At 39.1% G+C, this 24,532-nt stretch carries 26 protein-coding genes; 12 read left to right on the forward strand and 14 right to left on the reverse strand.

Going from position 1 to position 24,532, the window contains the following annotated elements:
- Window position 1: 1 nt before the first annotated feature.
- The 3 genes from QRD02_RS02230 to QRD02_RS02240 are packed head-to-tail and all read right to left on the reverse strand — an operon-like array spanning window position 2 to window position 2,372.
- Window positions 2-739: a metal ABC transporter ATP-binding protein gene (locus tag QRD02_RS02230; RefSeq protein WP_290253267.1), complete on the reverse strand. Its 738-nt coding sequence runs from the start codon at window positions 737-739 to the stop codon at window positions 2-4.
- Window positions 740-756: 17 nt separating this feature from the next.
- Window positions 757-1,662 carry a metal ABC transporter solute-binding protein, Zn/Mn family gene (locus tag QRD02_RS02235; RefSeq protein ID WP_290253484.1) on the reverse strand — a complete coding sequence of 302 codons (906 nt, stop codon included), beginning with the start codon at window positions 1,660-1,662 and terminating at the stop codon, window positions 757-759.
- Between the two features lie 56 nt (window positions 1,663-1,718).
- Entirely contained in the window at window positions 1,719-2,372 is a 654-nt protein-coding gene (locus QRD02_RS02240) for a metal-dependent transcriptional regulator (RefSeq protein ID WP_290253485.1), read from the reverse strand.
- A gap of 103 nt (window positions 2,373-2,475) precedes the next feature.
- Here QRD02_RS02240 and QRD02_RS02245 point away from each other — a divergent pair, with 103 nt between their 5' ends.
- Both QRD02_RS02245 and QRD02_RS02250 read left to right on the forward strand, forming a co-directional pair.
- The gene (locus tag QRD02_RS02245) at window positions 2,476-4,782 is read left to right on the forward strand and encodes a TonB-dependent receptor (RefSeq protein WP_290253268.1); all 2,307 of its coding nucleotides are present in this window, start codon (window positions 2,476-2,478) and stop codon (window positions 4,780-4,782) included.
- Between the two features lies 1 nt (window position 4,783).
- Window positions 4,784-5,257 carry a thioredoxin family protein gene (locus QRD02_RS02250; RefSeq protein WP_290253269.1) on the forward strand — a complete coding sequence of 158 codons (474 nt, stop codon included), beginning with the start codon at window positions 4,784-4,786 and terminating at the stop codon, window positions 5,255-5,257.
- 30 nt (window positions 5,258-5,287) lie between these two features.
- Here QRD02_RS02250 and QRD02_RS02255 read toward each other — a convergent pair whose 3' ends face one another.
- A complete protein-coding gene (locus QRD02_RS02255) occupies window positions 5,288-6,019 on the reverse strand; it encodes a TerB family tellurite resistance protein (RefSeq protein ID WP_290253270.1) in 732 nt (243 codons plus the stop codon).
- A gap of 226 nt (window positions 6,020-6,245) precedes the next feature.
- Between QRD02_RS02255 and QRD02_RS02260 the strand changes: the two genes are divergently transcribed.
- The 4 genes from QRD02_RS02260 (at window position 6,246) to QRD02_RS02275 (ending at window position 8,378) form a co-directional block, all read left to right on the forward strand.
- Entirely contained in the window at window positions 6,246-6,656 is a 411-nt protein-coding gene (locus QRD02_RS02260) for a BrxA/BrxB family bacilliredoxin (RefSeq protein ID WP_290253271.1), read from the forward strand.
- A 15-nt stretch (window positions 6,657-6,671) separates the two neighbouring features.
- Window positions 6,672-6,896 (forward strand): hypothetical protein, encoded by a 225-nt coding sequence (locus QRD02_RS02265; RefSeq protein WP_290253272.1) that lies wholly within the window; start codon window positions 6,672-6,674, stop codon window positions 6,894-6,896.
- 76 nt (window positions 6,897-6,972) lie between these two features.
- Entirely contained in the window at window positions 6,973-7,716 is a 744-nt protein-coding gene (locus QRD02_RS02270) for a lysophospholipid acyltransferase family protein (protein WP_290253273.1), read from the forward strand.
- The gene (locus QRD02_RS02275; RefSeq protein WP_290253274.1) at window positions 7,716-8,378 is read left to right on the forward strand and encodes an HD domain-containing protein; all 663 of its coding nucleotides are present in this window, start codon (window positions 7,716-7,718) and stop codon (window positions 8,376-8,378) included. The genes QRD02_RS02270 and QRD02_RS02275 overlap by 1 nt, the downstream gene beginning before the upstream one ends.
- An 81-nt stretch (window positions 8,379-8,459) precedes the next feature.
- Here QRD02_RS02275 and QRD02_RS02280 read toward each other — a convergent pair whose 3' ends face one another.
- The 10 genes from QRD02_RS02280 to QRD02_RS02325 form a co-directional block, all read right to left on the reverse strand.
- A complete protein-coding gene (locus QRD02_RS02280; protein ID WP_290253275.1) occupies window positions 8,460-9,530 on the reverse strand; it encodes a PA0069 family radical SAM protein in 1,071 nt (356 codons plus the stop codon).
- Window positions 9,531-9,675: 145 nt separating this feature from the next.
- Entirely contained in the window at window positions 9,676-10,155 is a 480-nt protein-coding gene (locus tag QRD02_RS02285) for an Hsp20/alpha crystallin family protein (RefSeq protein WP_290253276.1), read from the reverse strand.
- 183 nt (window positions 10,156-10,338) lie between these two features.
- Window positions 10,339-11,121: an enoyl-CoA hydratase/isomerase family protein gene (locus QRD02_RS02290; protein ID WP_290253277.1), complete on the reverse strand. Its 783-nt coding sequence runs from the start codon at window positions 11,119-11,121 to the stop codon at window positions 10,339-10,341.
- A gap of 78 nt (window positions 11,122-11,199) precedes the next feature.
- A complete protein-coding gene (locus tag QRD02_RS02295) occupies window positions 11,200-12,657 on the reverse strand; it encodes a sensor histidine kinase (protein ID WP_290253278.1) in 1,458 nt (485 codons plus the stop codon).
- Between the two features lie 90 nt (window positions 12,658-12,747).
- Window positions 12,748-13,287: a CopD family protein gene (locus tag QRD02_RS02300; RefSeq protein ID WP_290253279.1), complete on the reverse strand. Its 540-nt coding sequence runs from the start codon at window positions 13,285-13,287 to the stop codon at window positions 12,748-12,750.
- Window positions 13,288-13,366: 79 nt separating this feature from the next.
- The gene (locus QRD02_RS02305; protein ID WP_290253280.1) at window positions 13,367-14,464 is read right to left on the reverse strand and encodes a T9SS type A sorting domain-containing protein; all 1,098 of its coding nucleotides are present in this window, start codon (window positions 14,462-14,464) and stop codon (window positions 13,367-13,369) included.
- Window positions 14,465-14,588: 124 nt separating this feature from the next.
- Window positions 14,589-15,497: a Riean_0653 family protein gene (locus tag QRD02_RS02310; RefSeq protein ID WP_290253281.1), complete on the reverse strand. Its 909-nt coding sequence runs from the start codon at window positions 15,495-15,497 to the stop codon at window positions 14,589-14,591.
- A gap of 103 nt (window positions 15,498-15,600) precedes the next feature.
- Window positions 15,601-16,938 (reverse strand): MATE family efflux transporter, encoded by a 1,338-nt coding sequence (locus QRD02_RS02315; protein WP_290253282.1) that lies wholly within the window; start codon window positions 16,936-16,938, stop codon window positions 15,601-15,603.
- A 117-nt stretch (window positions 16,939-17,055) separates the two neighbouring features.
- Window positions 17,056-18,096, reverse strand: coding sequence for a ferrochelatase (gene hemH / locus QRD02_RS02320; protein WP_290253283.1), 1,041 nt, complete (start codon window positions 18,094-18,096; stop codon window positions 17,056-17,058).
- Window positions 18,097-18,194: 98 nt separating this feature from the next.
- Complete coding sequence (locus tag QRD02_RS02325) at window positions 18,195-19,085, reverse strand: AraC family transcriptional regulator (protein ID WP_290253284.1); 891 nt, start codon at window positions 19,083-19,085, stop codon at window positions 18,195-18,197.
- 192 nt (window positions 19,086-19,277) lie between these two features.
- Here QRD02_RS02325 and hemA point away from each other — a divergent pair, with 192 nt between their 5' ends.
- From hemA to QRD02_RS02355, 6 genes are read left to right on the forward strand one after another with little or no spacing between them, the layout of a single operon-like run.
- Window positions 19,278-20,537: a glutamyl-tRNA reductase gene (hemA, locus tag QRD02_RS02330; protein ID WP_290253285.1), complete on the forward strand. Its 1,260-nt coding sequence runs from the start codon at window positions 19,278-19,280 to the stop codon at window positions 20,535-20,537.
- 2 nt (window positions 20,538-20,539) lie between these two features.
- Complete coding sequence (gene hemC / locus QRD02_RS02335) at window positions 20,540-21,484, forward strand: hydroxymethylbilane synthase (protein ID WP_290253286.1); 945 nt, start codon at window positions 20,540-20,542, stop codon at window positions 21,482-21,484.
- Between the two features lie 48 nt (window positions 21,485-21,532).
- Complete coding sequence (locus tag QRD02_RS02340; protein WP_290253287.1) at window positions 21,533-22,183, forward strand: uroporphyrinogen-III synthase; 651 nt, start codon at window positions 21,533-21,535, stop codon at window positions 22,181-22,183.
- A 47-nt stretch (window positions 22,184-22,230) separates the two neighbouring features.
- Window positions 22,231-23,259 carry a uroporphyrinogen decarboxylase gene (gene hemE / locus QRD02_RS02345; RefSeq protein ID WP_290253288.1) on the forward strand — a complete coding sequence of 343 codons (1,029 nt, stop codon included), beginning with the start codon at window positions 22,231-22,233 and terminating at the stop codon, window positions 23,257-23,259.
- Window positions 23,259-23,744 (forward strand): DUF6973 domain-containing protein, encoded by a 486-nt coding sequence (locus QRD02_RS02350; protein ID WP_290253289.1) that lies wholly within the window; start codon window positions 23,259-23,261, stop codon window positions 23,742-23,744. The genes hemE and QRD02_RS02350 overlap by 1 nt, the downstream gene beginning before the upstream one ends.
- Window positions 23,744-24,514, forward strand: coding sequence for an EI24 domain-containing protein (locus QRD02_RS02355; protein WP_290253290.1), 771 nt, complete (start codon window positions 23,744-23,746; stop codon window positions 24,512-24,514). The genes QRD02_RS02350 and QRD02_RS02355 overlap by 1 nt, the downstream gene beginning before the upstream one ends.
- Window positions 24,515-24,532 lie beyond the last annotated feature (18 nt).

Consider the following 24,532-nt stretch of genomic DNA (forward strand, 5'->3'; position numbering starts at 1 on the left):
ATTATTTATTCACGGCTACTTTATAATTAATGCCATAAGTTTGGGTTAGGTTATCATCATTAAAAATTTCTTTAACAGGTCCAGTTGCAATTTTCTTCACATTTAGAAACGTTACCCAGTCAAAATATTCGGGTACCGTTTGCAAATCATGATGAACAACAATTACGGTTTTGCCGGATTTTCGCAGTTCCTTCAAAATATTAATGATTGCAATTTCAGTAGTGGCATCCACACCTTGAAGCGGTTCGTCCATAAAATATATAGAAGCATCCTGGGCCAACGCTCGTGCCAGGAAAACCCTTTGTTGCTGCCCTCCGCTCAATTGGCTAATTTGCCGTGCTTTGTATGCTAACATCCCCACTTTTTCCATTGCCTCCAGTGCAATTTTCTTTTCCTTTTGTCCCGGACGCCTTATCCAGCCCAAACTACCATAAGTGCCCATCATTACAACATCTAGCGCTGTTGTGGGAAAATCCCAATCCACACTGCCTTTTTGAGGTACGTAGGCAACCAATTTGCGCTGCTTGGAATATGCTTCTCCATAAATTGATACCGATCCGGCAATTGGTTTTATAATGCCTAAAATTGTTTTTATGAGGGTAGATTTTCCGGCCCCATTTGGTCCTACGATTGCCATCAAAACACCTTCTGGCACTGTTAAATCTATATCCCATAAAACAGGTTTGTAATTATATGCCACCGTTAGGTCATCTATCTGTACTGCTATTTTTTGCTCCATCGGTTTTTTTGATAGTATTATTTTAATGCATTTACGATAGTATTTACATTGTGTCTAAACATTCCGATATAAGTTCCTTCCTCTGTTCCCGGGTTTCCCAAGGCATCGCTATAAAGAGAACCGCCAATTTCCACATTAAAGTTTTTCGCACGCACCGCTTGTTGAAGTGCTTCAATTGTGCGTTTTGGAACGGAACTTTCAACAAAAATGGCTTTAATGTTATTTTTTATAATAAACTCTGATAAATTTTGAACGTCTTTAACTCCAGCTTCAGTTGCGGTGGATATGCCTTGCAAGCCCACAACTTTAAAACCATATGCCTTGCCAAAGTAACTGAATGCGTCGTGAGCCGTTACCAATATCCGCTTTTCTTTCGGGAGGGTTTCAATGATGGATTTAATTTCAGATTCAAGAGAATCTAATTTTTGCTGATATTTTAGATTATTTTCAGAATAAATTTGATCATTTTCGGGGTCTGCCTTTGAAAGTTCATCCGTTACTATCTGTGCAAACTGCTTAAAATACTGAACGTTGAACCAAACGTGAGGGTCAAAATTTGAAGCAAAATATTCAGAAGAAATCAGGTCTTCTTTTGGCAACATGTCTCCTAATGAAACAGTAGTTTTTTCACCCTCCATTTTTTCAAAAATTTCTACCAATTTTCCTTCCAAATGCAGACCTCCGTAGAAAATAATATCTGCCTCATAAAGTTTGGAAACATCTCCTTCGCTGGCTTTGTAAAGGTGTGGATCTACGCCGGCACCCATTAAGCCTTGTAGTGAAATATGGTCGCCCCCAATTTCGGAAACCAAGTCGGTAAGCATGGTAGTGGTGGTTACTACCTTAAGCTTGCCATCGTTTTTCTCCGCATTTTTACAACTTAATGTGAGGATAAAAAGGCCTATAATTAATACTTTGTTCATAGAGTTTTGGATGTTAAATTTGCCTTCAGCAAAAAGCGTTGCGTTTTTTTCCATTATTAAACAGTTTGCACATATAGGTTTTCCGCAATTTTGTGTGAAATAAAAAATTGTTCACTGCCAACCTGAATTATCATTGAGCCATCAAAGAATTCCTTTCCCAGCACGGTTATTTTTGTACCGATGCTAATTTTTTTCTTATCTAAATATTGAAGAAATTCTGCGCTGCTTTCCTTTACGCCCACACATACGCCTTGATGGTTTTTTTCAATTTCTGCTAGTAATTTTTTCTCGGTTCGTTTTAATACTCCATGTTTATCTGGAATTGGATCGCCGTGTGGATCAAAATCTGGACTGCCTAGAAATTGGTCGAGCCTCGTTATTAATTCTTCGGACTGAATGTGCTCTAACTGTTCGGCTATTTCATGCACTTCATCCCAATGAAAATTCAATTTTTCAACCAAAAAAACTTCCCAAAGTCGGTGCTTCCGTATAACACCGGCGGCAATTTTCCTTCCGGATTCTGTTAGTTGCGCGCCTTTGTAACGTTTATAGACCAACATTTTTTTCTCTGCAAGTTTTTGAACCATATCTGTAACCGAGGAAGGTTTTGTTTCCATGCTTTCCGCAATGGCGTTGGTGCTTACTTCCCCGGCGCTTTCCAATTCTAAATGAAAAATGGCCTTTAAATAGTTTTCTTCCGCAAGGGTCATCATAAATTTAAGTTTATACAAAGATATATTTTTTTGTATTAAAACAAATATTTAGCTTTGCCTAAAAATAATATTACCCTTAACTAATTAAATCCATTTTTATATGAAATCCTTTATTATTTTATTTTTATTAGTCGTTCCAATTGCTACGGCACAGAATTCAAAAGTGAAAATTATGGGAACGGTTTCGGCTAACGGAAATCCAGTTCCATACGCAAGTGTCTATATAAAAGACGGGAGCGATGGCACCAATGCAGATGCCAACGGCAATTTTGAATTTGAAACCGCGGCGGGCATTCTTATTGTTATTGTACAATCCCAAGGTTTTAAAGCGCAAAATATTACTGTGGATACTTCAAATGAAGAAATTATATTATTGAATTTTGTCTTGGAAGAAAGCGATGAGGAATTGGAGCAAGTTGTAATAACCGGCACCCGAACCAAAAAGAGACGCATTGACTCTCCTGTTATAGTGAATTTAATAAATAGCGAAACATTGGAAAACGTTGTAGCCACTGATCTTTCTGAAGGGCTTCGGTTCCAGCCCGGGCTGCGTGTTGAAAAGGACTGCCAAACCTGCAATTACACTCAAATTAGATTGAATGGATTGCAGGGCGGTTATTCGCAAGTGCTGATCAACGGGCGGCCAATATTTAGTCCGTTAACCGGATTGTATGGTCTCGAACAGATTCCCGTGAATATGATTGAGCGAATTGAAGTGGTTCGCGGTGGCATTTCAGCATTGTACGGTTCTAGCGCTATCGGGGGTACGGTAAACGTAATCACTAAAATTCCTAAACAAAATAATTACAGTTTGGCCTATACTTATGAAAATATTGATGGCAATGCAGATCAAAATATAATAAATGGAAATGCTACGGTTGTAAGCAAAAACTATAATGCCGGCGCGAATTTCTTCGTCAGTAACAGACAACGAAAAGCCTATGATGCGAACGACGACAATTTTTCGGAAATGCCCGAACTAAAGGATAATTCCTTCGGAATGAATGCTTTTTATCTTCCTTCGGAAAATTCAAAGCTGGAATTTAATTTTAGCAGTCTGTACGAATATCGGTTTGGAGGTGAAATGGTAGAAAAACCGGCTTATTTGGCACAACAGGCCGAAGAACGCACCCACAATATTTTAATGGGAGGTGTGGATTATCAAATAAATTTTAATGAAAACAAAAGCTCATTTATTCTTTATTACGGCGGGCAGCGCACAAATCGTGACCATTACACGGGAATTATTCCTGATACTTCCGCTGATCAGCAAGAATTTTTTGCCGCACCTCCTTATGGAATTTCCAAGGTTTATACCCACCAAGGCGGTGCGCAGTTTAACAACCGGTTTGATGAATTTTTTACCGGAACAACTGTATTAACCGGAGGGATAGAATATACTTTCGATGATGTTTTTGACCAAATCCTATCCTATAATTACCTGATTGATCAAACCACAAAAAACCTCGGCGCTTTTGTGCAGAATGATTGGAACATCACGGAAAATCTAAATTTTCTTTCGGGCTTTAGAATAGATAAGCATAATTTATTGAACCATGCCATTTTCAGCCCAAGGCTTTCCTTGCTTTATAAAATGAAAGAAACCACACAGTTCCGTCTGGGTTGGGGAACAGGCTTTCGGGCACCACAGGCTTTTGATACCGATTTGCACATAGCATTCGCCGGAGGCGGCGTATCCAGAATTTCATTGGCTAATGGTTTAATGGAAGAAAAATCCAACAGTTTTACGGCCTCGGTCAATTATGATAAAGCCTCGGAGCATTTTATCGGCGGTTTTACCTTGGAAGGTTTTTATACCCATTTAGATAACGCATTTTATTTATTTCCAATTGGGGAGGACGAATTCGGAGATCTTTTTGAAAAACGGAATGGAAGTGGAGCAACGGTAAGTGGCATAACGGTGGAAGCGAGAGCGAATTTTGACTATTTGGTAGAAGTAGATGCAGGGTTTACCTTTCAAAAAAGCCTATTTGACGAAGCCATAGAAAACATAAACGGACTGCCACTGAAACGGGAATTTTTGCGAACTCCCAATCATTACGGTTACGCAACTTTAACGTACGCACCCACTAAAAAATTCGGGATAAGTGCGAATCTAGTTTTCACCGGACCTATGGACATTCTACACCTTGCGGGCGAAAATACTGGGCAAGAAGTGGATGAATATTACAAAACAAAAAGTTTCACTGAAATTAGTTTTAGAATGGGCTACACTTTTTCCATTCCAAAAGTAAGCACCGGACTGGAACTTTTCGGAGGCATTAAAAACATCACGAACAGCTACCAGAATGATTTCGATATTGGAAAAAATCGAGATAGCAATTATGTTTACGGACCGGGTTCGCCTAGGGCAGTATTTTTCGGTCTAAAAATTCAATCTCTTTAAAATGAAAATGGTTCTTGGTTTCCAAATTTCAATTCTATTTCTAAGTACCGCATTATTTTCACAGCCGTCCGTGCGTTGGCTAAAATTTGAACAGTTGGATGATTCGCTTCAAATGAATCCGAAAAAGGTATTTATTGATTTTTATGCAGATTGGTGCGCGCCGTGCCTGAAAATGCAACGTGACGTTTTTACAGATGACAAAATCATCAAAATTTTAAATGAAAATTATTACGCCGTAAAACTGAACGTGGAAAGCACGGACACCATTCATTTCGGCAATCAATTTTTTATAAATGAAAGAATGCATCGGCCGAACCCGATCCATCAAATTCCGCTCTTAATGGCAAGTCAAAAAAACAAGCCATTTTCGTTACCGGCAATTGTGATTTTAGATGAAAAATTTCAAGCGCGCGCTCGCTATTTCCAATATTTGAATGTTGAACAGTTAAATAAAATTCTAAATTCCTACCCTTGAAATTATGATTTCAGTTTAAATGGATTAGGTTTAAAACCCTCGTTCCTTTTGAAGCTGTTCATACGCTTCCTGCACTTTTCTAAATTTCTCCTCGGCACCTTTTTGGTAGGCTTCATCCATATGCTGAAGTTTGTCCGGATGGTATTTTTTCGCCATCGTTCGATAGGCAGATTTTATTTCTGAAACCGTTGCGCTTCGCTCAATTTCCAAAATTTTGTAAGCACTGTCCGGATTTTTGAAAAACATGGCTTTGATACTTTCAAAATCACGGGCATAAATTCCCAAGAAATTTGAAATCTTGTTTATTTCATTCACTTCGGGCGTGGAAACGCTGCCATCTGCATTCGCAATGCTGAAAAGAAAATGGATAATCTGCAAACGGCTTTCATAACGCGTACGCTGGCGCAGCAAATTGCAAATATTCTGTGCAGAAATTTCACGTTTTTTAATTACTTCATTAAAAACCTTAAACGTAGCATTGGCGCGCTCCCGGCCATAGGCCTGTACAAAATATTGCCGCACGTAATCAAGCTCCGTTTGGTTCACATTTCCATCGGCTTTAATTACCAATGAAGCCAATGACAACAAATTCAATTCAAAATCTGCGTGGGAAACCTCTTGCCGATTTGGCCCAAATGACGTTTGGAAAGTTTTGTTCCGGGAAGCGAAGTTATCGATGAGACTTCCCAACAGAAAACCCATAATGGCACCGGGAAAACGATACAGCATAAAACCTATTACAGCGAAAACCAGTCGGAACATAGTTGAGGGATTTTTCTTTTTTTGAGCGGACAAAGGTAAGGTTTAAAGCATCAAATTTCAAAATAGAAAAGATGCGGAAGCACCAAACATCATATTGCCAATTCCAAAAAAAGAAATGTTTTTTCACATTGTAATTTGGTACTTGTAATTCGGAAATTCAAACTTTTTCATTTTCAGAATTTGTATCTTTGAAAACTCATTATAATACACTTTAAATTTAGAAATTATGTACCCACCCGATTTAGTGAAACCGATGCGTGAAGACCTGACCAGAGTAGGTTTTTCAGAATTACATACTGCAGACCAAGTTGAGGATGCTTTGAAAAAAGATGGAACTACGTTGGTAGTTGTGAATTCCGTCTGCGGATGCGCTGCCGCAAATGCTCGACCCGGAGCTGCAATATCACTTCAAAATGATAAAAAACCTGACCATTTGGTAACTGTTTTTGCAGGCGTGGACCGCGAAGCCGTTGATGCCGCGCGTGCAAATATGGTTCCATTCCCACCCAGTTCGCCCTCTATGGCGCTCTTTAAAAATGGCGAATTGGTGCACATGTTGGAGCGCCACCACATTGAAGGCCGCCCCGCGCAGATGATTGCTGAAAATTTGAAAGGTGCCTACAACGAATTCTGCTAAATTACCAATCGCGTTTTGATACAGCTCAATAAACCGCTAACCGTGGTAATTGGAATTCTTGCACTGGGAGCGCTCGTTTATAATATTTATGACAACCCAAAAGTTTCGCACCTCTTTGGAAGAGAAATAAATGATTGGCTCTATAGGGCATTTTGGCTGGTAATCTTTGCAATTTGCGTTTACAATTATATTTATTTGGACCGAAATATGTTGAAGAATAAATCAAAAATAAAGCGTTGACTTCAATTTTATAAACAGAAACAAGCAAACAGGAAAACCGTCTTTTTTAAGACGGTTTTCTTACTTTTGAATAGCAATGGCAACACTCTTAAAAATTATTAGCTATCCTTTTTCAATATTGTTTTACCTGCTTTTTGGTATAACGATCATCGTTTTTCATCCTATACAATGGATTTGTTTTAATTGGATTGGCTATCACGCCCACAAAAAAAGCGTGGATTATTTGAATTGGACCCTGCTTCGCTGCCTAAATGTTTTGGGAACAACATTTCATGTGGACATAAACACCAGTATTCCCAACAATGTGCCAATTATAATAGTTTCAAACCATCAAAGCATGTGGGACATTTCACCCATTGTTTGGTACCTGCGGAAATATCACCCAAAATTTATTTCGAAAGTGGAATTGGGAAAAGGAATTCCGTCAATTTCATACAATCTACGCCACGGCGGAAGCATTTTAATTGACCGAAAAAACCCGCGGCAAGCAATCGTTGAAATGGTGAAGTTTTCAAAATATCTTCAAAAATTCAACCGAAGCGGGGTCATCTTTCCCGAAGGAACGCGCAGCAAAACTGGAGTTCCAAAGCCTTTCCGAAGAAACGGGTTGCAAACGTTGTTCAAAAAAGTTCCCAATGGCTATGTGCTTCCCGTTACCATAAACAATTCCTGGAAACTGCAGCGATGGGGAATGTTTCCCATTCAAATGGGCGTTCGTTTGGAAATGACCGCGCATCCCGCCATTAAAATTGAAGGATCCGATGTTGAGGCACTTATTGATAAAGTGGAGGAAACCGTTACTTCAAAAATCCATAAATAATGGCATTGTTTTCTTCGGAAGAAATTATACAGAGTACCGTCAATTTCGTAAAAATTGAATTGAAAGACGCCGAAGGGGGCCACGATTGGTTTCACATTGAGCGCGTTTATAGGAATGCAATCCTTATTTCCGAAAATGAAAATGTGGATAAAATTGTTGTGAAATTGGCTGCGTTGCTGCACGACATTGCGGATTATAAATTTACCGGAGGTGATGAAAAAGTGGGACCCGCAAAGGCCCGTGAATTTCTTTCTTCTGAAAATATTCCGGAGGAAACTATTGAGCATGTCATAAAAATAATCGAGAGCGTTTCCTTTAAAGGTGGAAATGTTGAAGGAAAATTCCATTCAAGGGAATTGGAAGTAGTGCAGGATGCGGACCGGTTGGATGCGATGGGAGCCATCGGGATTGCCCGTACGTTTAATTACGGCGGTTTCAAGAACCGAAAGCTCTACGATCCCGAAATTGCACCGAATTTACATATGACGCCCGAAGAATATAAAATTTCAGATGCGCCAACAATCAATCATTTTTATGAAAAACTGTTGCTTCTAAAGGATCGGATGAATACTGAAACCGGACGAAGGATTGCTGAAGAAAGACACCTTTTTATGGAAAGTTTTCTACGGCAATTTTATGATGAATGGAAAGGAAAAAAATAAGTTCCCCATGAACCTCTTCGTTACTTCGAGGAATAATTTTCACATAGTGGCTCAGAGAGTCACGGAATTTTTAGGAATAATTTAAAAAAGTTTCATCTGCGGGTTTTTAAGCTGAAGAAAATGGGAAGCGTCCAAGGGTTCAGTTTTTCTATCTTTTAAATATTTATTTTTTGCGATTGCCATGGTGCTTTTTACCTGTTCGCTGATGGTTCCTTCACCTTTCATCCGCCTTCCCCAATTGCTGTCGTTGAGTTTTCCGCCATGGCACTCAGCAATTTGGTTTAAAATCCGTTCTGCTTTATCGGGTATTGTTTTGTGCGCCCAATCCTTAAAGATTTCTGCAATTTGTCCATTCAATCGAACAATGGTATAACCAACCTCCTGCGCGCCGAGCTCCGCAACTTTTTTTACCAACGGAAGAATTTCGTGGCTGTTTAATGAAGGAATAATGGGCGCCATCATGACTCGAACAGGAATGCCATTGGCCGCAAGTGTTTCCACAGTTTTTAAGCGCTGTTTTATACTAGCGGTGCGAGGTTCCAGCAATCTTCGGGTATTTTCAGAAAGCGAAGTGATTGAAATATTTGTTGAAATAATATTCAGCTTAGCCATTTCTTTCAAAATATCTAAATCCCGAAGTATCAATGAATTTTTTGTGATAATGCCAGTGGGGTGCTTCCATTTCAGCATTACTTCAAGACATTTTCGAGTAATTTCCAACTTTCGTTCCAGCGGTTGATAACAATCGGTATTTCCTGAAAATACGATAGTATTGCCCTGCCAATTCTTCGAAGTTATTTTTTCTTCCAAAAGCTGTGGCGCATTTTTTTTGAAAAGAATATTTCGTTCAAAATCCAACCCTGCTCCGTAACCCCAATATTCGTGGCTGTTTCGGGCATAACAATACACGCAGCCATGCTCACAGCCTTGGTATGGATTTGCTGAAAAGCCCATTCCCACGTCCGGACTTTCCACTTTGTTTACAAAGGTTTTTGGAAAAACTTTTATGTAATTTGTTTTGTTATTGCCGGCTTCCTCGCCTTCAATTTCACAATAATTCAAATAATCGTCCAGCACTTCGTGGCTGTTTTCAAAAAAACGATTGTGTACATTTTTCTGTGCGCCCCGTCCTTTTCGACCATTCTTCAACATATAAATTATTTTCAAAAACAAAGATAAGTGCGAATAGGAAATATTCCAAACGTAATTGGAATAAATCCTAAATATTATATTATATTATCGAATGGGTGAATAGAAAAAGGGCTCGACTGAGCCCTTTTTCTTGGATATAAATATGTTATGTGATTTTAATATTTCTTGGAGGCTTTTGTTTTGCCTCTTCTTTCTTAGGGAGGTGGATGCTTAATATCCCTTCGTTATAGTTGGCCTTTATATTATTTTCATCCACCGTTTCGGGAAGGTTGAAGCTTCGTTTAAAGGAAGAATAACCAAATTCCCTACGGGTATAATTTTCCTCCTTTTCTTCATTTTTTTCTTCCACCTGTGTGGAGATGGAAAGCACCTGGTTTTCCAAATCTATTCGGAAATCAGATTTTTTTAAACCTGGCACAGCCATTTCTACATAGTAGGCATCGGAGGTTTCTTTAATGTTTACCTTTGGAAGGCTCATTCCCGTATTAAAATTTTGGGAAAAAATTCCGGTCAAGTCTCTATTGAAAAAATCATCAATCAAAGAAGACCAATTGGGGAGGTGGTTAGAACTGTTGCTTGTTCGTGATAAACCTCCATTTTTAGGAACATTCATTAGTGCGTTCATAATAATTAAGATTTAAGTTAAACAATATTTTTTAACCACTTTAGGCAAAAAAAATGCCATCACGATGAATGTGTACGATTTTTAGATTTTTTTAAAAAATCAAAAATCATTTGATGCATTTTTAATCGATTTTCAATGTCATTTTGACATTTCGAAATGTCATTTTTTCCCAGTGAGTATAGCTTAAAGTCCTGGGAAATTCGCTTTTCGTTTTTGAAGAAAAGCCTGTGTTCCTTCTTTAAAATCTTGAGTGCCGAAACTTTTTCCAAATTCTTCAATTTCAGTGTCAAAACCGTTTTCGCCATCTTCATAATTCGCGTTAATTGCTCGGATTGCGGAAGCGATAGCCACAGAGGAATTCTTCATAATTTTTGTGGCAAGTTTTTCGGCAAATTCCAATAATTCCTCGGCGGTGGTTACATGGTTTACCAAACCGTATTGCAATGCTTGGTCTGCGTCAATCATACCAGCAGTCATAATCATTTCCATTGCACGACCTTTGCCCACCAATTGTGGCAAGCGTTGCGTACCGCCGTAACCGGGGATTACGCCCAATGAAACTTCTGGCAAGCCCATTTTGGCATTTTCCGAAGCAATTCGGAAATGTGCCGCCATCGCCAATTCGAGTCCGCCGCCAAGTGCAAATCCATTTATGGCAGCGATTACCGGCGTGGAAAGATTTGCGACGAAATCAAACAATAATTCTTGTCCTTTTGCCGCTAAATTTCTGCCTTCTTCCACAGAAAAATCTGCGAATTCGCTAATATCTGCGCCGGCAACAAATGCTTTTTCGCCACTTCCGGTAAGGATAATAACCTTAGTTTTTGTTGAATTGTTTGCTTTTTCAAATGCATCGTGCAATTCGTTGATTGTTCCACGATTTAGCGCATTCAATTTTGAAGGACGATTTATTGTAATTGTTGAAATTCCGTTCGTGGTTTCTGAAAGTATGTTTTGATAATTCATTTTATACGTTTAGAGTTGAAGGTTTAAAGTTGAAAGCCTTTAACTTTAATCCCAATAGTTACAAAGCTACTAAAATCCTTATACCATTGCGGGAAATGAAACCTGAAAAATAGTTTTTTCTTCGGTGGATTGTAGGGTTATATTTCCGCCGTAGGTTTCCACAATATTTTTTACCATTCCTAAGCCAAGACCCATCCCGCTGGTTTTGGTGGTGAACTGAGGTTCAAAAATGAAATCTCTGTTTTTTTCGGGAACGCCAACGCCATTGTCAATTACTGAAATGCTTACCACATTTTCGTGATGTTCAACAATAACATCAATTCGAGGCTCGTCAGGATTTTTTTGTTCTATGGATTGAATGCTGTTTTTTACCAAATTGGTAACCACACGAATCAATTGTGTTCGGTCAAACCGCGCACGAACTTCATCTTTTTCCGAAAAGAAATAAATATAATCTTCATTAAAAATATCCAACGCCAACTTACTTATTTTCACCACATTCAACGTTTCGTCTTGTTGCGCCGGCATTTTGGCGTAGGTCGAAAAGGCTGATGAAATGGAGCTTAGCGTATCGATTTGCTGTATAAGCGTATTGGTATATTCGGTTACTTTCTGGTCCACCGCGGGATCGTTACAGTCAAATTTTCGCTGGAAGCTTTGCACCGTCAATCGCATTGGCGTAAGCGGATTTTTAATTTCGTGCGCCACTTGTTTGGCCATTTCGCGCCAAGCAGTTTCCCGTTCACTGGCGGCAAGTTGGGCGGCACTTTTTTCGAGCTCGTCAATCATTCCGTTATATGAATTTACGAGTGTCGCAATTTCCTGTGGCGTATCGCTGAGGTGAATTTTTTTGTTGCGGGTGTCAAAACGGGTGCCGGAAAGCTTATCGCTAATTTCCTTTAGTGAACGAGTAATGTATTTTGATAGAAAATAGGCCAGCGCTATTGCCGCCAAGAGCATGAAGAAATAGGCCATTCCAAGCCTGTAAAGATATTCGGTAAGTTCTTTTGTAATAAAACCGTCATCTTCAATATATGGCAAGTTTAATATTGCTAAGGGTTTAAAATAATTATCGGTGATATAAGTATAGGAGGATTGATATTTCTGGCCGCCTTCCTCAAATTCCTTAATATAATTTTTTGTGGGAGAATTTTGCAGCATTTCCAGAGCATATTCGGGCATTTTCGGCGAAGCGGTATCTTTAAAGAAGGAAGGTTTTGAAGATTTTAAAAGATTGCCCTCAAGATCGTAAAGAAAAATTTCGAGACTGTGAATATCCTTTATTTCATAAATTTTATCCTTAAATATCAAGGGAATTTGCGCCGTCTCAACCGGATAGGTTGTTGTTTTCAAAATGTAGTTTATGTTTTCCCTGATTGCCGCCTCCTTTCTCAATAGCCTGTCGCGGTGATAATCCTGCGCCTCTTCCTTATATTGAAAAACAGTAACAATTGCAATAAGTACCGATGCTCCCAAAACTAAGAGGATCATTGAAAGAAAAATGCGAGTGCGGAGGGATTTTTTGTAAAAGTACATTTACCTTTTTTTGAAAAAAGAAAGATAGCAATAATTAAACCGTAAACGGAAAATCATAAAATCCAAAAACCAAGTTCCAAAATGGAAAGATTATTTCTCGCGAATCCGTTTGTAAATTTTATACCCCATCATCAGCAATATTGCAAAAACTATAATCCCAACGGTGCCGTAAATCCAATTAACGCCATCCTTCAAAATAACCAGAAAAACTACTGAAAATAATATAATTGTGGGCGCTTCGTTGAAAAGACGCATAAAATTAGAGGAGTATTTCACAACTCCATTCTGAAGTTGTTTGAAAATCTTTTGGCATTTTAAATGGTAAAGAATCAAAAGAAAAACAAATGCCAGCTTCACTTGCATCCACGCATCTGCCAAAAAAAACGTACGCATTAAAAGAAGCCAAATCCCGAAGAAAAGCGCTAAAACCATGGACGGCCATGTGATAATATTCCATAATCTTGAAGCCATGACTTTTAGCTGTTTCTCTAAAATTTCCTTTTCGGGGGAAGGTTTTTGTGAAGCTTCAATTTGGTAAACGAACAGGCGCACTATATAGAAAAGACCTGAAAACCAAGTAATAATAAAGATGAGGTGAAGGGATTTTATGTACGGGAAATATTGCTCCATCAACGGCTCGTGGCTTTAAAATTTTAGCGTAAAGATATTCAAATAATGCAATAGCGCTGGTGCTTGTTATTCTGGGCTATCAATATTTAATGAATTTACGGGTAGTGTTTCCTTCAGAAGATTCAAGAGTTAAAAAATACATTCCTGCTTTTAAGCCTGAAACATCAATTTCACTTGAGGGATTTTCGTTTGAAATAATATTTCTTCCATTCAAATCGGTTATGGAACTTGAAGATATGGGAATTGTTGATTTTACAAATAATTTGTCCTGTGTTGGATTTGGATAAATTGAAAAGGAATTTTTTTCTATATCGGGCACCGACAGAGGATAGTTGTAAAAATGAAAAAGGAAACCTGGAGCTTTTTCAAATATAAAATATCCTTCTTCGGTAGAGGGATCTTCCGCAACTAGAAAATATAATATACCATCATTCTCAAATTGTGAAAAGTAATAATTTTCGAAATCAATATGAAAATCGCAAAGAGTGAGAGTTGCGTCAAAATTGTTGGGAATTAACATCGTACCGTTGCTTGGGGACTCTGTAAAATTAAAATTGCCCATAAATTCATTGCAGGAGCCAAAGCCCGTGAAGGATAAATCGGGATTAATGGTAATAGAAGGAGAAATAGACGGCGTGTATTCAGAGATAAAGACAGTGTCGCCAAGATCAAATTCCATATAGTGCAAATACCAAGTCTGGAATAAAACTTCATCTATCTCCTCCAAGGGCTGATCTGTAAAAGTGGCACGATTTCCATTTGCATCAGTAATGCGAAATGTCTTTCTGCCATTGGATATAACTTGATAGTAATATGTAAAAGTCTTGTCATCTAAATTTTGATTGCTCAATAATTCATAAAAATATAAATCCTCAAAATCGCAGTTTGCAGCAGTACAAACAGTTGATGAAACCGCTATTGAAGTAAACGCAATTTGGTCATTATTGAAGGTGGCATTTGCAGTAAATGTGTTCTCGACACCATTGGTACTTACCGTGTAGTTTGGATTGTTTCCGCCAAAATTAAGCTCAATGGCTTCACCGTCTGGAACGTAATGCCAAGTATCGTTAATCTGTATATTTCTTAAATACCAAGTTTGTTGAACAATATCCTGAATTTGGGCAAAAAGGCTATTTCCTATAAAAAGAACACAAATAAAGAGTAGAAATTTTTTCATATTTGAATAGGTTAGATAATAAATATAGTGAAATGTTATATCAATAATTTGGAATATCGCATTAAAATAATAAAAAAGGCATTGGAATTTTCCAATGCCTCTTTAAACCTTAATATTACTATTTCTAAAATTCCGCAGAAAAACTTCCTTCGGTAATCTCGTAGGTTACATCCGGATCGTTCGGATCTAAACGCTTTGCTGTAAAACTGAAAGTGCCTTCAACCGTTCCTGCATTTATGTTGATTGCAGAGATGGTCAAAGTTCCCGTTTGTGCGGCATAATTGTTTGTGCCGCCACCCAAACTTGGGTTGTACATGCCCACAAATTCTGAAGCGCTGTAAGTTCCTACAGTTATATCGCCAGGAAAACTTAAAGAAAGATTTTGGTTTGTGGAATTGTTGTTGGCCGTAATCGCAATTGTCGTATTCCCTCCAAAAGTTATCTCAAGAGCTGTCACGCTATCGGCGTTCAAATCACTTCCGTTTACCTTAGCTTGAAGTGTGCTATTCCCGCCGGCAATAGTGGTCGCAAGCGCAACATTGGTGAATGAACCCTCAGTGATTTCCACAGTTTCGGTAATGATATTGCCATTTGCATCAAGTGTTTGACGCACCGCGGTAAAGCTAAAAGTTCCACTAGCGATTTCGTTTTCCAAATCAAGTTTGGTAATTTTTATTTCGCCACTTCCGCCTTCACCCACAGAACCATAAGCGTCCTGGCCGCTTATCATATATACTGCGCCATTTTGGGCATTCGCATTAGGACCTAAATCGAAAGTTCCTTCTTCGGCGTTAGAAACTGTAATTACAATAGTTTCGCCGGTAGAAGGCTGGACAGCAGTAATATTGAAAGTTCCTGCATACAAGGTAGCGCCTACTTGGGTGGAAACCTTGAATTCATCGCCATCAACCTTTGCCACCAATTCGCCATCAGCCGCGCCATTGTTGTTATTTGAATCATCGTCTTTGTTACAGCCCACTGCAATTAAAGTTAAAAATGCAATCAAGCCAAATTTCATAAATTGTTTTTTCATCTGTTGTTTTTAAGTTTTTACAAGGCGGCAAATATATAATTTTAAATTAAATGTGAAGTTTTGCGAAAAAACCCTGCAAAATGATAATCGGAAAAGCGCAGATTTATTTCAGCGTTTTTCGAATTTCCCGATTCAAAAAATAACCTGTCACAATTGTTGAAAGTACATCGGCAACAGGAAAGGAAATCCAGACCCCAAGCTCGCCAAAATAATGCGGAAGAATAAAAATAAGTGGGATAAAGAAAAATCCCTGCCTCGATAAAGTCAGCAGTAGCGCCGGAACCGCCTTCCCGATTGCCTGAAAATATGCCGAACCAATAAGCTGTATGGCTATAATGGGCGTGGCCGCGAAAACCCACCGCATATAGTGGGGCGTTTCTGTAAGTATTTCGGCATCATCCGTGAAAACAGAAACAATTGATTCCGGAAAAGCCATAATCAACGCAAAAATCAACAAACCCAACCCACCGGCATACATTATAGCTTTATTGATGCTTTCGCGAACGCGGGAAAATTTGTGCGCGCCGTAATTGAAACCAGCAATTGGTAAAAATCCTTGGGTGACACCCAACACTGGAAATAGCGCAAACATCAACATTCGCCCAATAATTCCGTAAGCGGCCACAGAAGCTTCGCCACCAATATTGAAAAGAATGTTATTCATTAATAAATAGGTAACACTAACTACGGCCTGTCGAGCCAATGTCACAAACCCGAGCGCGGACATTTCTTTTAAAATGGGAAAGTCGAGTCCAAAATGTGGCAAACGTATTTTTAATTCCGAATTTTTACTAAGGAAAAACCAAAGCACATAAAGAAAACAAAGCCCGTAAGAAATGGTCGTAGCCCACGCGGCGCCCGCCATTCCCATATCCATCAAATAAATGAAAACGTAATCCAGAATAAGATTTCCCACGGAAGGGATAATCATTGCTACCATTGCAAATTTCGGCTTTCCCTCGGCGCGAATCACGTTGTTGCCCATCATACAAAGCGCCAACAGTGGCACGCCGTACAGCACAATTCGATAATAAATTTTTGCGGGTTCAAAAATATCGCCCTTCCCTCCAAAAGCGGGGATAATTTCATTGATGTAAATAAGCCCAAAAATTACCATTGAAACGCTCAACAATAGCGTAAGCGTAATTTGATTTCCGACGGTTTTCAATGCACGCGCTTTATTATTTGCGCCCAAAGCGCGCGAAATTATTGACGAACCACCAATGCCAATGGCCATTCCCAATGCGGCGATAAAAAAAGAAACCGGCAAAACCACATTTATGGCGGCGATGGCAATGGAGCCAATCCAATTTCCAACAAAAATGGTGTCCACCAAAATATTCAACGACATCACCAAAATACCGATGGAAGCCGGAACAGCCTGTTTTATCAATAAATTTCCAATGGAATCGGTGCCAAGCGCGGCGGAACTATTGTTCATTGATTTTATATTTTCAATATTTTTCAAATTCTACTCCGCTTAAACTTTAATGGTTTTCGCTAACCCAATAATTATAAGAAATGGCAATAAAAAATAATAATAGACAATTAAAAATAATTAGGCAATCGCAGTTTTCGTGTCCACAATTCGCCAACGGTCAATCCAGCCTGTCAGGATTTCCGCCCAATCGTCGCGGTCGTTCAAGCAAGGAACTACGGTAAATTCCTTCCCTCCGGCTTCGTGGAAAATTTCCTGTCCTTCCATCGCAATTTCTTCCAAAGTTTCCAAACAGTCGCTTACAAATGCCGGCGTTACAATTGCCATTTTCTTTGTGCCTTCAAGGGCCAGTCGCTCTATTGTTCTATCGGTTGGCGGTTTTAACCACGGATCAAAACCCAATCGCGATTGAAAGGCATTGGAGTAAGTTCCGGGTTTTAAATTCAGTTTTTCCGCAACCAAAGCAGTTGTTTGCAAACATTGGTGCCGATAGCAGAATTGATGCGCAGGCGAAGGCGTCACACAACATGTACCATCAATTTTGCAATGACTTTTGGTGACATCCCGTTTGTAAATATGCCTCTCCGGAACGCCGTGATAGCTAAATAGCAAATGTTCGTATTCTATATTTTTTAATTTTTCAGAAATACTTTTTGAAAGCACTTCTATGTATTCCGGTTTGTTGTAAAAAGCCGGCAGTGAAGCAATTTGAAGCTGCGGAAAAAATTCCTTTCGCAGTTCTTCAATTTTCACGTCAATAGTTTCCGTAGTGGCCATCGCAAATTGCGGATACAGTGGAATTACCAAAATATCGTCCACACCTTTATCCACCAATTCCTGCAAGCCTTTTTTTAAGGTCATGCTTCCGTAGCGCATTGCCAGTGCAATGGGAGCTGTAGTTTTCTGTTGAATTTTTTTCTGAAGTCTTTCGGAAATAACTATCAACGGCGACCCTTCCTTCCACCAAATTTTTTCATACGCTTCAGCCGATTTTTTCGGACGCGTATTTAGAATAATTCCTCTAACTATAAAGGAACGTAGCCAAAACGGAACGTCAATTACCCTCGGGTCCATTAAAAACTCATCGAGGTATTTTTTTACGTCTTTTGGGTCAGTGCTGTCCGGCGAACCGAGGTTTACGAGGAGAACTCCTTTCTTCATTTTTAATAATTGATTTGCAAAGGTAGCAAGTGAATAATAAAAATCGCTAAATATTTAAATAAGTGAAGCAGTTTGCAATCATAGCAAATGCGCCTCTGTTATGCATTTAACCCCATCAAAAACTTTTTCGGCGTAGTGCCGAATTTCTTTTTGAACGCGGCAATAAAGTGGCTGGCAGTACTGTAGCCAACTTTTAGGCCTACTTCGTTCACGTTGTGTGAGCCAGTGGCCAAAAGTTGGCGCGCAACTTCCATTTTATAATCAAACAAAAAACTGAACACGGAGTCACCATAAACTTGTTTGAAACCTTCTTTCAATCGGTTTATGGGAAGGTTTATTTCATCCGCCAATTGCTGTAAAGTTGGGGGTTCCGCCATTCTTGCGACCATTATCTGCTTTGCTTTTTTTATTTTTGAAACGTTATCCTCATCCGCCAAAAAAGGGCATTGTTCAACATCCGCATCTGCGGGCCGGTTGAAATACAAACTCAATAATTCATAAGCCTTAGCCTTAAAATAGAGCGGTTTTATGGTTGGGTGCAGATTGTAATTCATCAATTGATTCAACACGATTGCCATGGAGGGCGAAATTGGAGCATCCTTGTAATATTTTCGATCCTTATTTTCGTCACTCAAAAAAGTGATATAATTTGCTTCGGTTGAAAAAAGACTGTGGAATTTTTTGATGGGAAGCAAAACTGAAATTACCCAAGAATGTTTCTGTAAAAAAAGGTCCAGCGGAAGATCGCGCTGCGGATTATACAGCAACAATGAATTTCCTTCGTGAATGGGCAACTTATAATTTCCTTCATTAAATACAAAGGATGCCGAGCCTTTTATAGAAAAATGGAATTGAATGAAATTCGCGCTCACTTCTCGTTTAAAGGTTTGGAAATCATCCGATTCATTGTTGAATTTTAGGATGAAGAAACCCGGTTCAATAACCGTTTCGTCATAGAAACTTTGAGCGACATTTTTAAGTGGATCCATAGGCTTTTTAAAATCAATTTATTTAGAATAGTTCTAAATAAAATTTTCCATTGTTTCTTTGAAGACCGCGAATTTAGGGCTTAAAGTATGATAAATATCATAATTAATCCATTTTTAACACACATCGACATAAAAGATACCGCTGGCGTTATTTTTTAAAAAACAATGCCCTTACATTTGCCCTTGTTTTATATGGAAAATCTGAAAACATACGCTGGCCAATCCCTTGAAGGAAATTTTTATGCCATTGGCCTGAACTATAAAAAAGCTGACGCCCACATCCGCGGCAACTTTAGTATTAGCGAAAATGCCAAGGAAGAAATTCTTTTACAGGCCAAAACGGATGGCATTCCCTCGCTCACTGTAATTTCCACCTGCAACCGAACCGAACTATATGGCTTTGCTCAGCATCCATATCAAATCATCAAATTGCTTTGCGAGCATACCAATGGCACCATTGAAGACTTTGAAAAAGTAGCTTATATATATAAAAATCACCAAGCGGTGGCCCATCTTTTTAATGTGGGCACCGGGCTAGACAGTCAAATTCTGGGCGATTTTGAAATTATTAGCCAATTGCGTCGTGCCTTTCGCGAATCCAAAAAACATGATATAATCAATCCGTTTATGGAGCGGTTGGCCAACGCTGTAATTCAGGCCAGTAAACGTATTAAAAACGAAACAGGAATTTCATCCGGAGCTACCTCCGTCAGTTTTGCGGCGGTACAGTATATAATGGCCCGCGTTCCGAATATTTCTGAAAAAAATCTTTTGCTCTTTGGTACCGGTAAAATTGGAAGAAATACTTGTGAAAACCTTATAAAGCATACAAAAAATAACCACATTACATTAATCAACCGCACGAAGGAAAAAGCTGAAAAGGTGGCGGGTAAATTTAATTTGATCGTGAAGGATTACGCCGATATTCAAAGCGAAATTGCCCAGACCGATGTGTTGATTGTAGCAACCGGCGCCCAGCAACCCACTATTTCCAAGGAACTTTTATATTTGAAAAGACCACTGTTAATTTTGGATCTTTCCATTCCGAAAAATGTCTCGGATGATGTTTTGGAAAATGAAATGGTAACGCTAGTACACATGGATCAACTCTCTGCCGTTACTGACCAAACTTTGGAGCAGCGTTCCGCGCAACTTCCATTGGCGAAGAAAATTATTGCTGAAATAGAAAAGGAATTCAACCAATGGGCAGATAACAGAAAATTTGCGCCCACTATAAAAGCATTGAAAAATAAACTTGCCGAAATTAAAGCTGCAGAAATTGATAATCAGCGTAAAAAAATTGCCGATTTCAACGAAGTACAGGCCGAGATTTTAAGTGATCGGCTTATTCAAAAAATTACAACCCATTTCGCAAACCATCTTAAAGGCGAAGAAGGCTCCGCCGAAAGCATTGAACTCATTAGAAGGGTTTTTCAACTTGAAACCGCCTAATTTTGAAAAAAACAATCCGCATTGGAACCCGCGACAGTGAACTTGCGCTCTGGCAAGCGAACACCGTAAAATTACAGCTTGAAAGTTTAGGTTATACTACACAATTAGTGCCCGTTAAATCCGAAGGCGATTTAATATTGGACAAACCGCTTTACGAAATGGGCATTACCGGAATTTTCACCAAAACCCTGGATATCGCAATGCTCAATGGCACCGTGGATATAGCTGTGCATAGTATGAAGGACGTGCCCACCCGGTTACCCTACGGAATAGTGCAGACCGCTGTTTTGGAACGAGCTACTTCGGAAGATATTTTGGTGTCAAATACTAAAATTGATTATGAAAAACCTTGCACGATCGCAACCGGAAGTTTACGAAGAAAAGCACAATGGCTACATCGATACCCTCACCACACGGTGGTGGATTTGCGCGGAAATGTAAATACGCGCCTTCAAAAGTTGAAGGACAACAATTGGGACGGGGCTATTTTCGCGAAAGCGGGAATGGAAAGATTGAATTTTATATTCGAAAACGAGATACAAAATCCCACATTTAAAGGAGTTTGGGAGCCATTAGATTGGATGATACCTGCGCCGGCCCAAGGAGCAATGGTGGTTGTGGCTTTGGAAAAGGATGAATTTTCAAAGGAAGCTACTTCAAATTTGAATCATGAAAATTCAGAAATCTGCACTTTTGTTGAACGCGAATTTTTAAGGATTTTGGAAGGCGGTTGCACCGCTCCAATTGGGGCATTCGCGGAAATTATTGGAGAAGAAATTCTTTTTAAAGGTTGTCTTTTTTCGCTAGACGGAAAAACGAAACTTGAAATTGAAAAACGAGTTTTGATTACATCTTATAAGGGATTTGGAAAGGAATGTGCCACGTATATTTTGAAAAATGGCGGCTCGGAACTGATGAAAATAATCAAGGCCCAAACCAAATTGTGAAAAAATAAAACCTCATAAGTTTTAAAAATCCGGGAGTTTTAGCTGATAATGAAAACCATTTTATCCACAAAAAAACTGAGTCTTTCGCAAATGGAACTGCTGTTGAATGCAGGAGTTTCGCTTGTAGAATATAACGCAATAAAAATTGAAACCGTTTCTTTTGAAGCTCCGCTGAAAATTGAGAACGCAATTTTTACGAGTCAAAATGGGATAAAAGCATTTTTTGAAAACGGTGTCCGTTCAAGCGCAGTCGAGAACTGCTTTTGTGTGGGTGAAAAGACAAAAATACTTTTAGAAAACAATGGGTTCCAAGTAATTAAAATGACGGAATATGCTTCAGAATTGGCCGATTATTTAGTGAAAAACCATAAATCGGAAGCATTTCATTTTTTCTGCGGAAATATTCGAAGCGATGAAATTCCGACAAAACTGAATAAAAATAAAATTCCTTTGGAAGAAATTGAGGTTTACAAAACAACATTGAATCCAATGAAATTTAAGAGAAATTTTGACGCTGTTTTATTTTTTAGTCCCAGCGGCGTTCGAAGTTTTTTTACGGAAAATGAAGATATTGAAATGGCGGTTTGTATTGGGAAAACAACCGCTTCCGAAGCAAAAAATTATACCGATAAAGTAGTAATTTCGAATGCAACCACTGTGGAAAGTGTGATTGCGAAAGCGGTAAAAACTTTAAGATAAATTTAGTTAAACAGTAAACAGATTCCCGTCTACACGGGAATGACATTATGATTAAAAATGACCTATTCTTAAAAGCTCTTCGCGGCGAAACTGTGGAACGGCCACCAGTTTGGATGATGCGCCAAGCCGGAAGATATTTGCCTGAATTTCAGGAAATAAAAGCGAAATACGACTTTTTCACCCGTTGTCAAACGCCTGAACTTGCCAGTGAAATTACGGTGCAACCTATCCGCAGATACGGAATGGACGCTGCGATTCTGTTCAGCGACATTTTAGTAATTCCGCAGGCGATGAACATTCACGTTGAAATGAAACCAAACATCGGCCCCTGGGTGCCAGAGCCCATTCGTTCCCAAAAGGATTTGGAGCGCGTAATCGTTGCCGATATAAGCGAAACTTTGGGTTACGTAATGGAAGCCATAAAAATGACCAAGGAAAAACTGAACAACGAAATTCCGTTGATAGGTTTTGCTGGCAGTCCGTGGACCATTTTGTGTTATTGCGTACAAGGGCAAGGCTCCAAAAATTTTGATAAAGCAAAGGAATTTTGCTTTACACAACCAAAAGCGGCGCACGAATTACTTCAGAAAATTACCGATACCACAATTTTATATTTAAAAGAAAAGGTAAAGGCAGGCGTTAATGCCGTGCAGGTTTTTGACAGTTGGGGCGGAATGCTTTCACCCACTGACTATCAGGAATTTAGCTGGAAATATATGCAGCAAATTATTGACGCGCTGAAAGATGACACGCACGTAATCGCCTTCGGGAAGGGGTGTTGGTTCGCTTTGGACACGATGGCGAAAAGCGGTGCTTCGGCCTTGGGTGTGGATTGGACTTGCTCACCTAAAAACGCACGTTATTTAACGGGGGGCAAAATTACTTTGCAGGGAAATTTTGACCCAACTCGACTTTTCAGCCCACCATCCGAAATTAAAAAAATGGTGAAGCAAATGATTGATGAATTTGGAAAAGACCGATATATCGTGAACCTCGGCCACGGAATTCTGCCTAATATTCCATTGGAAAATGCGGGTGCATTTATTGAAGCGGTAAAGGAATACAGGGCCATTTAATGAGCATTCTGTCGCGGATACGAGAGTTGAGTTTTTCGCGATTGTGGCGGCTTGGTTGGATTGGCATTCAAAATCCCTTAATGGTTTGGCCAACTTTTAAGGCGACAAAAAAAACGATGGAAATTTGTGATGCACTATTTGGAAAAGCCCATCACAGAAATAATAGCAGCAATTCTTTTCGGCATGCGCTGTGGAATATTTTGATTTGTAAAAACGCTTTTCAGGTTATGAATGATGGCGAAAAAGCAATTTCTTGGGCGGAAAAAATTACAAGTTTGCACGAAAAATTAATGCCGAACAATGCTTTGGAAGAAGCGATGGATCTTCATAATAATGAACTCGGAAGAATTTATTTTGGCGAACTTGAAAATACATCCGAAGAAGAAATTGTTCATTTTTTGAAATTAAAAATGGACGAGGCGATAAAAATTTCAGAAGTATCTGAAATTCAGAATCACAGACATAACTTAGTTTATATAGTATAATGCTCAAAAACATTCTAAACGCAATAAAAGCATACGGCGGAACTTTAGGGCTTATTAATAAACTTGGCCTTTGGAAGTATTTTGTAGTGCCAATGGCCATCAGTTTTTTCACGGCAGTTTTAATTGGTTTTACTGCTTGGGGTTTGAGCGATAATTTGGGAAATTTCATTTCGAGAATTTGGTTTTGGGACTGGGGTGCGGAAACTTTTAGGATTATCAGCGATTTCATCGGTGCACTTATCATTATCGCTTTGGGAATTATTCTCTACCGGCACATTGTTATGGCATTGAGCGCGCCTTTTATGAGCCCTGTTTCTGAAAAAATTGAAAGACATTTGTATGGCATCAGTCATTCACATCGCAACACTTCAAATGCAGAACAACTTTGGCGCGGAATTCGCATAAACGTTCGGAATTTGCTGTTGGAATTGCTCTTTACCCTTCCCATTTTGTTGCTGAGTTTAATTCCTATTCTTAATATTTTTACGACTGTTTTGCTGTATTTGGTGCAAAGTTATTACGCGGGTTTTGGAAATATGGATTATACATTGGAGCGACATTTCAAGTATTCCGAAAGTGTAAAATTCGTCCGCCGAAACCGGGGATTGGCAATTGGCAATGGAATTGTTTTTATGCTCGTTTTGCTGATTCCGGTCGTGGGAATTGTTTTGGTCCTGCCACTTTCGGTAACTGCGGCGAGTGTGGAAACTCTCCGAGTTTTGGAAAATTCTAAAGAGATAAACACTAATAAAAATTTCGTAAAGAATTAAAAGATACCCGCCTTCGCG

It is taken from the genome of Aequorivita aurantiaca (assembly GCF_030410135.1).
In the GTDB taxonomy this organism is placed as follows: Bacteria; Bacteroidota; Bacteroidia; order Flavobacteriales; family Flavobacteriaceae; genus Aequorivita; species Aequorivita aurantiaca.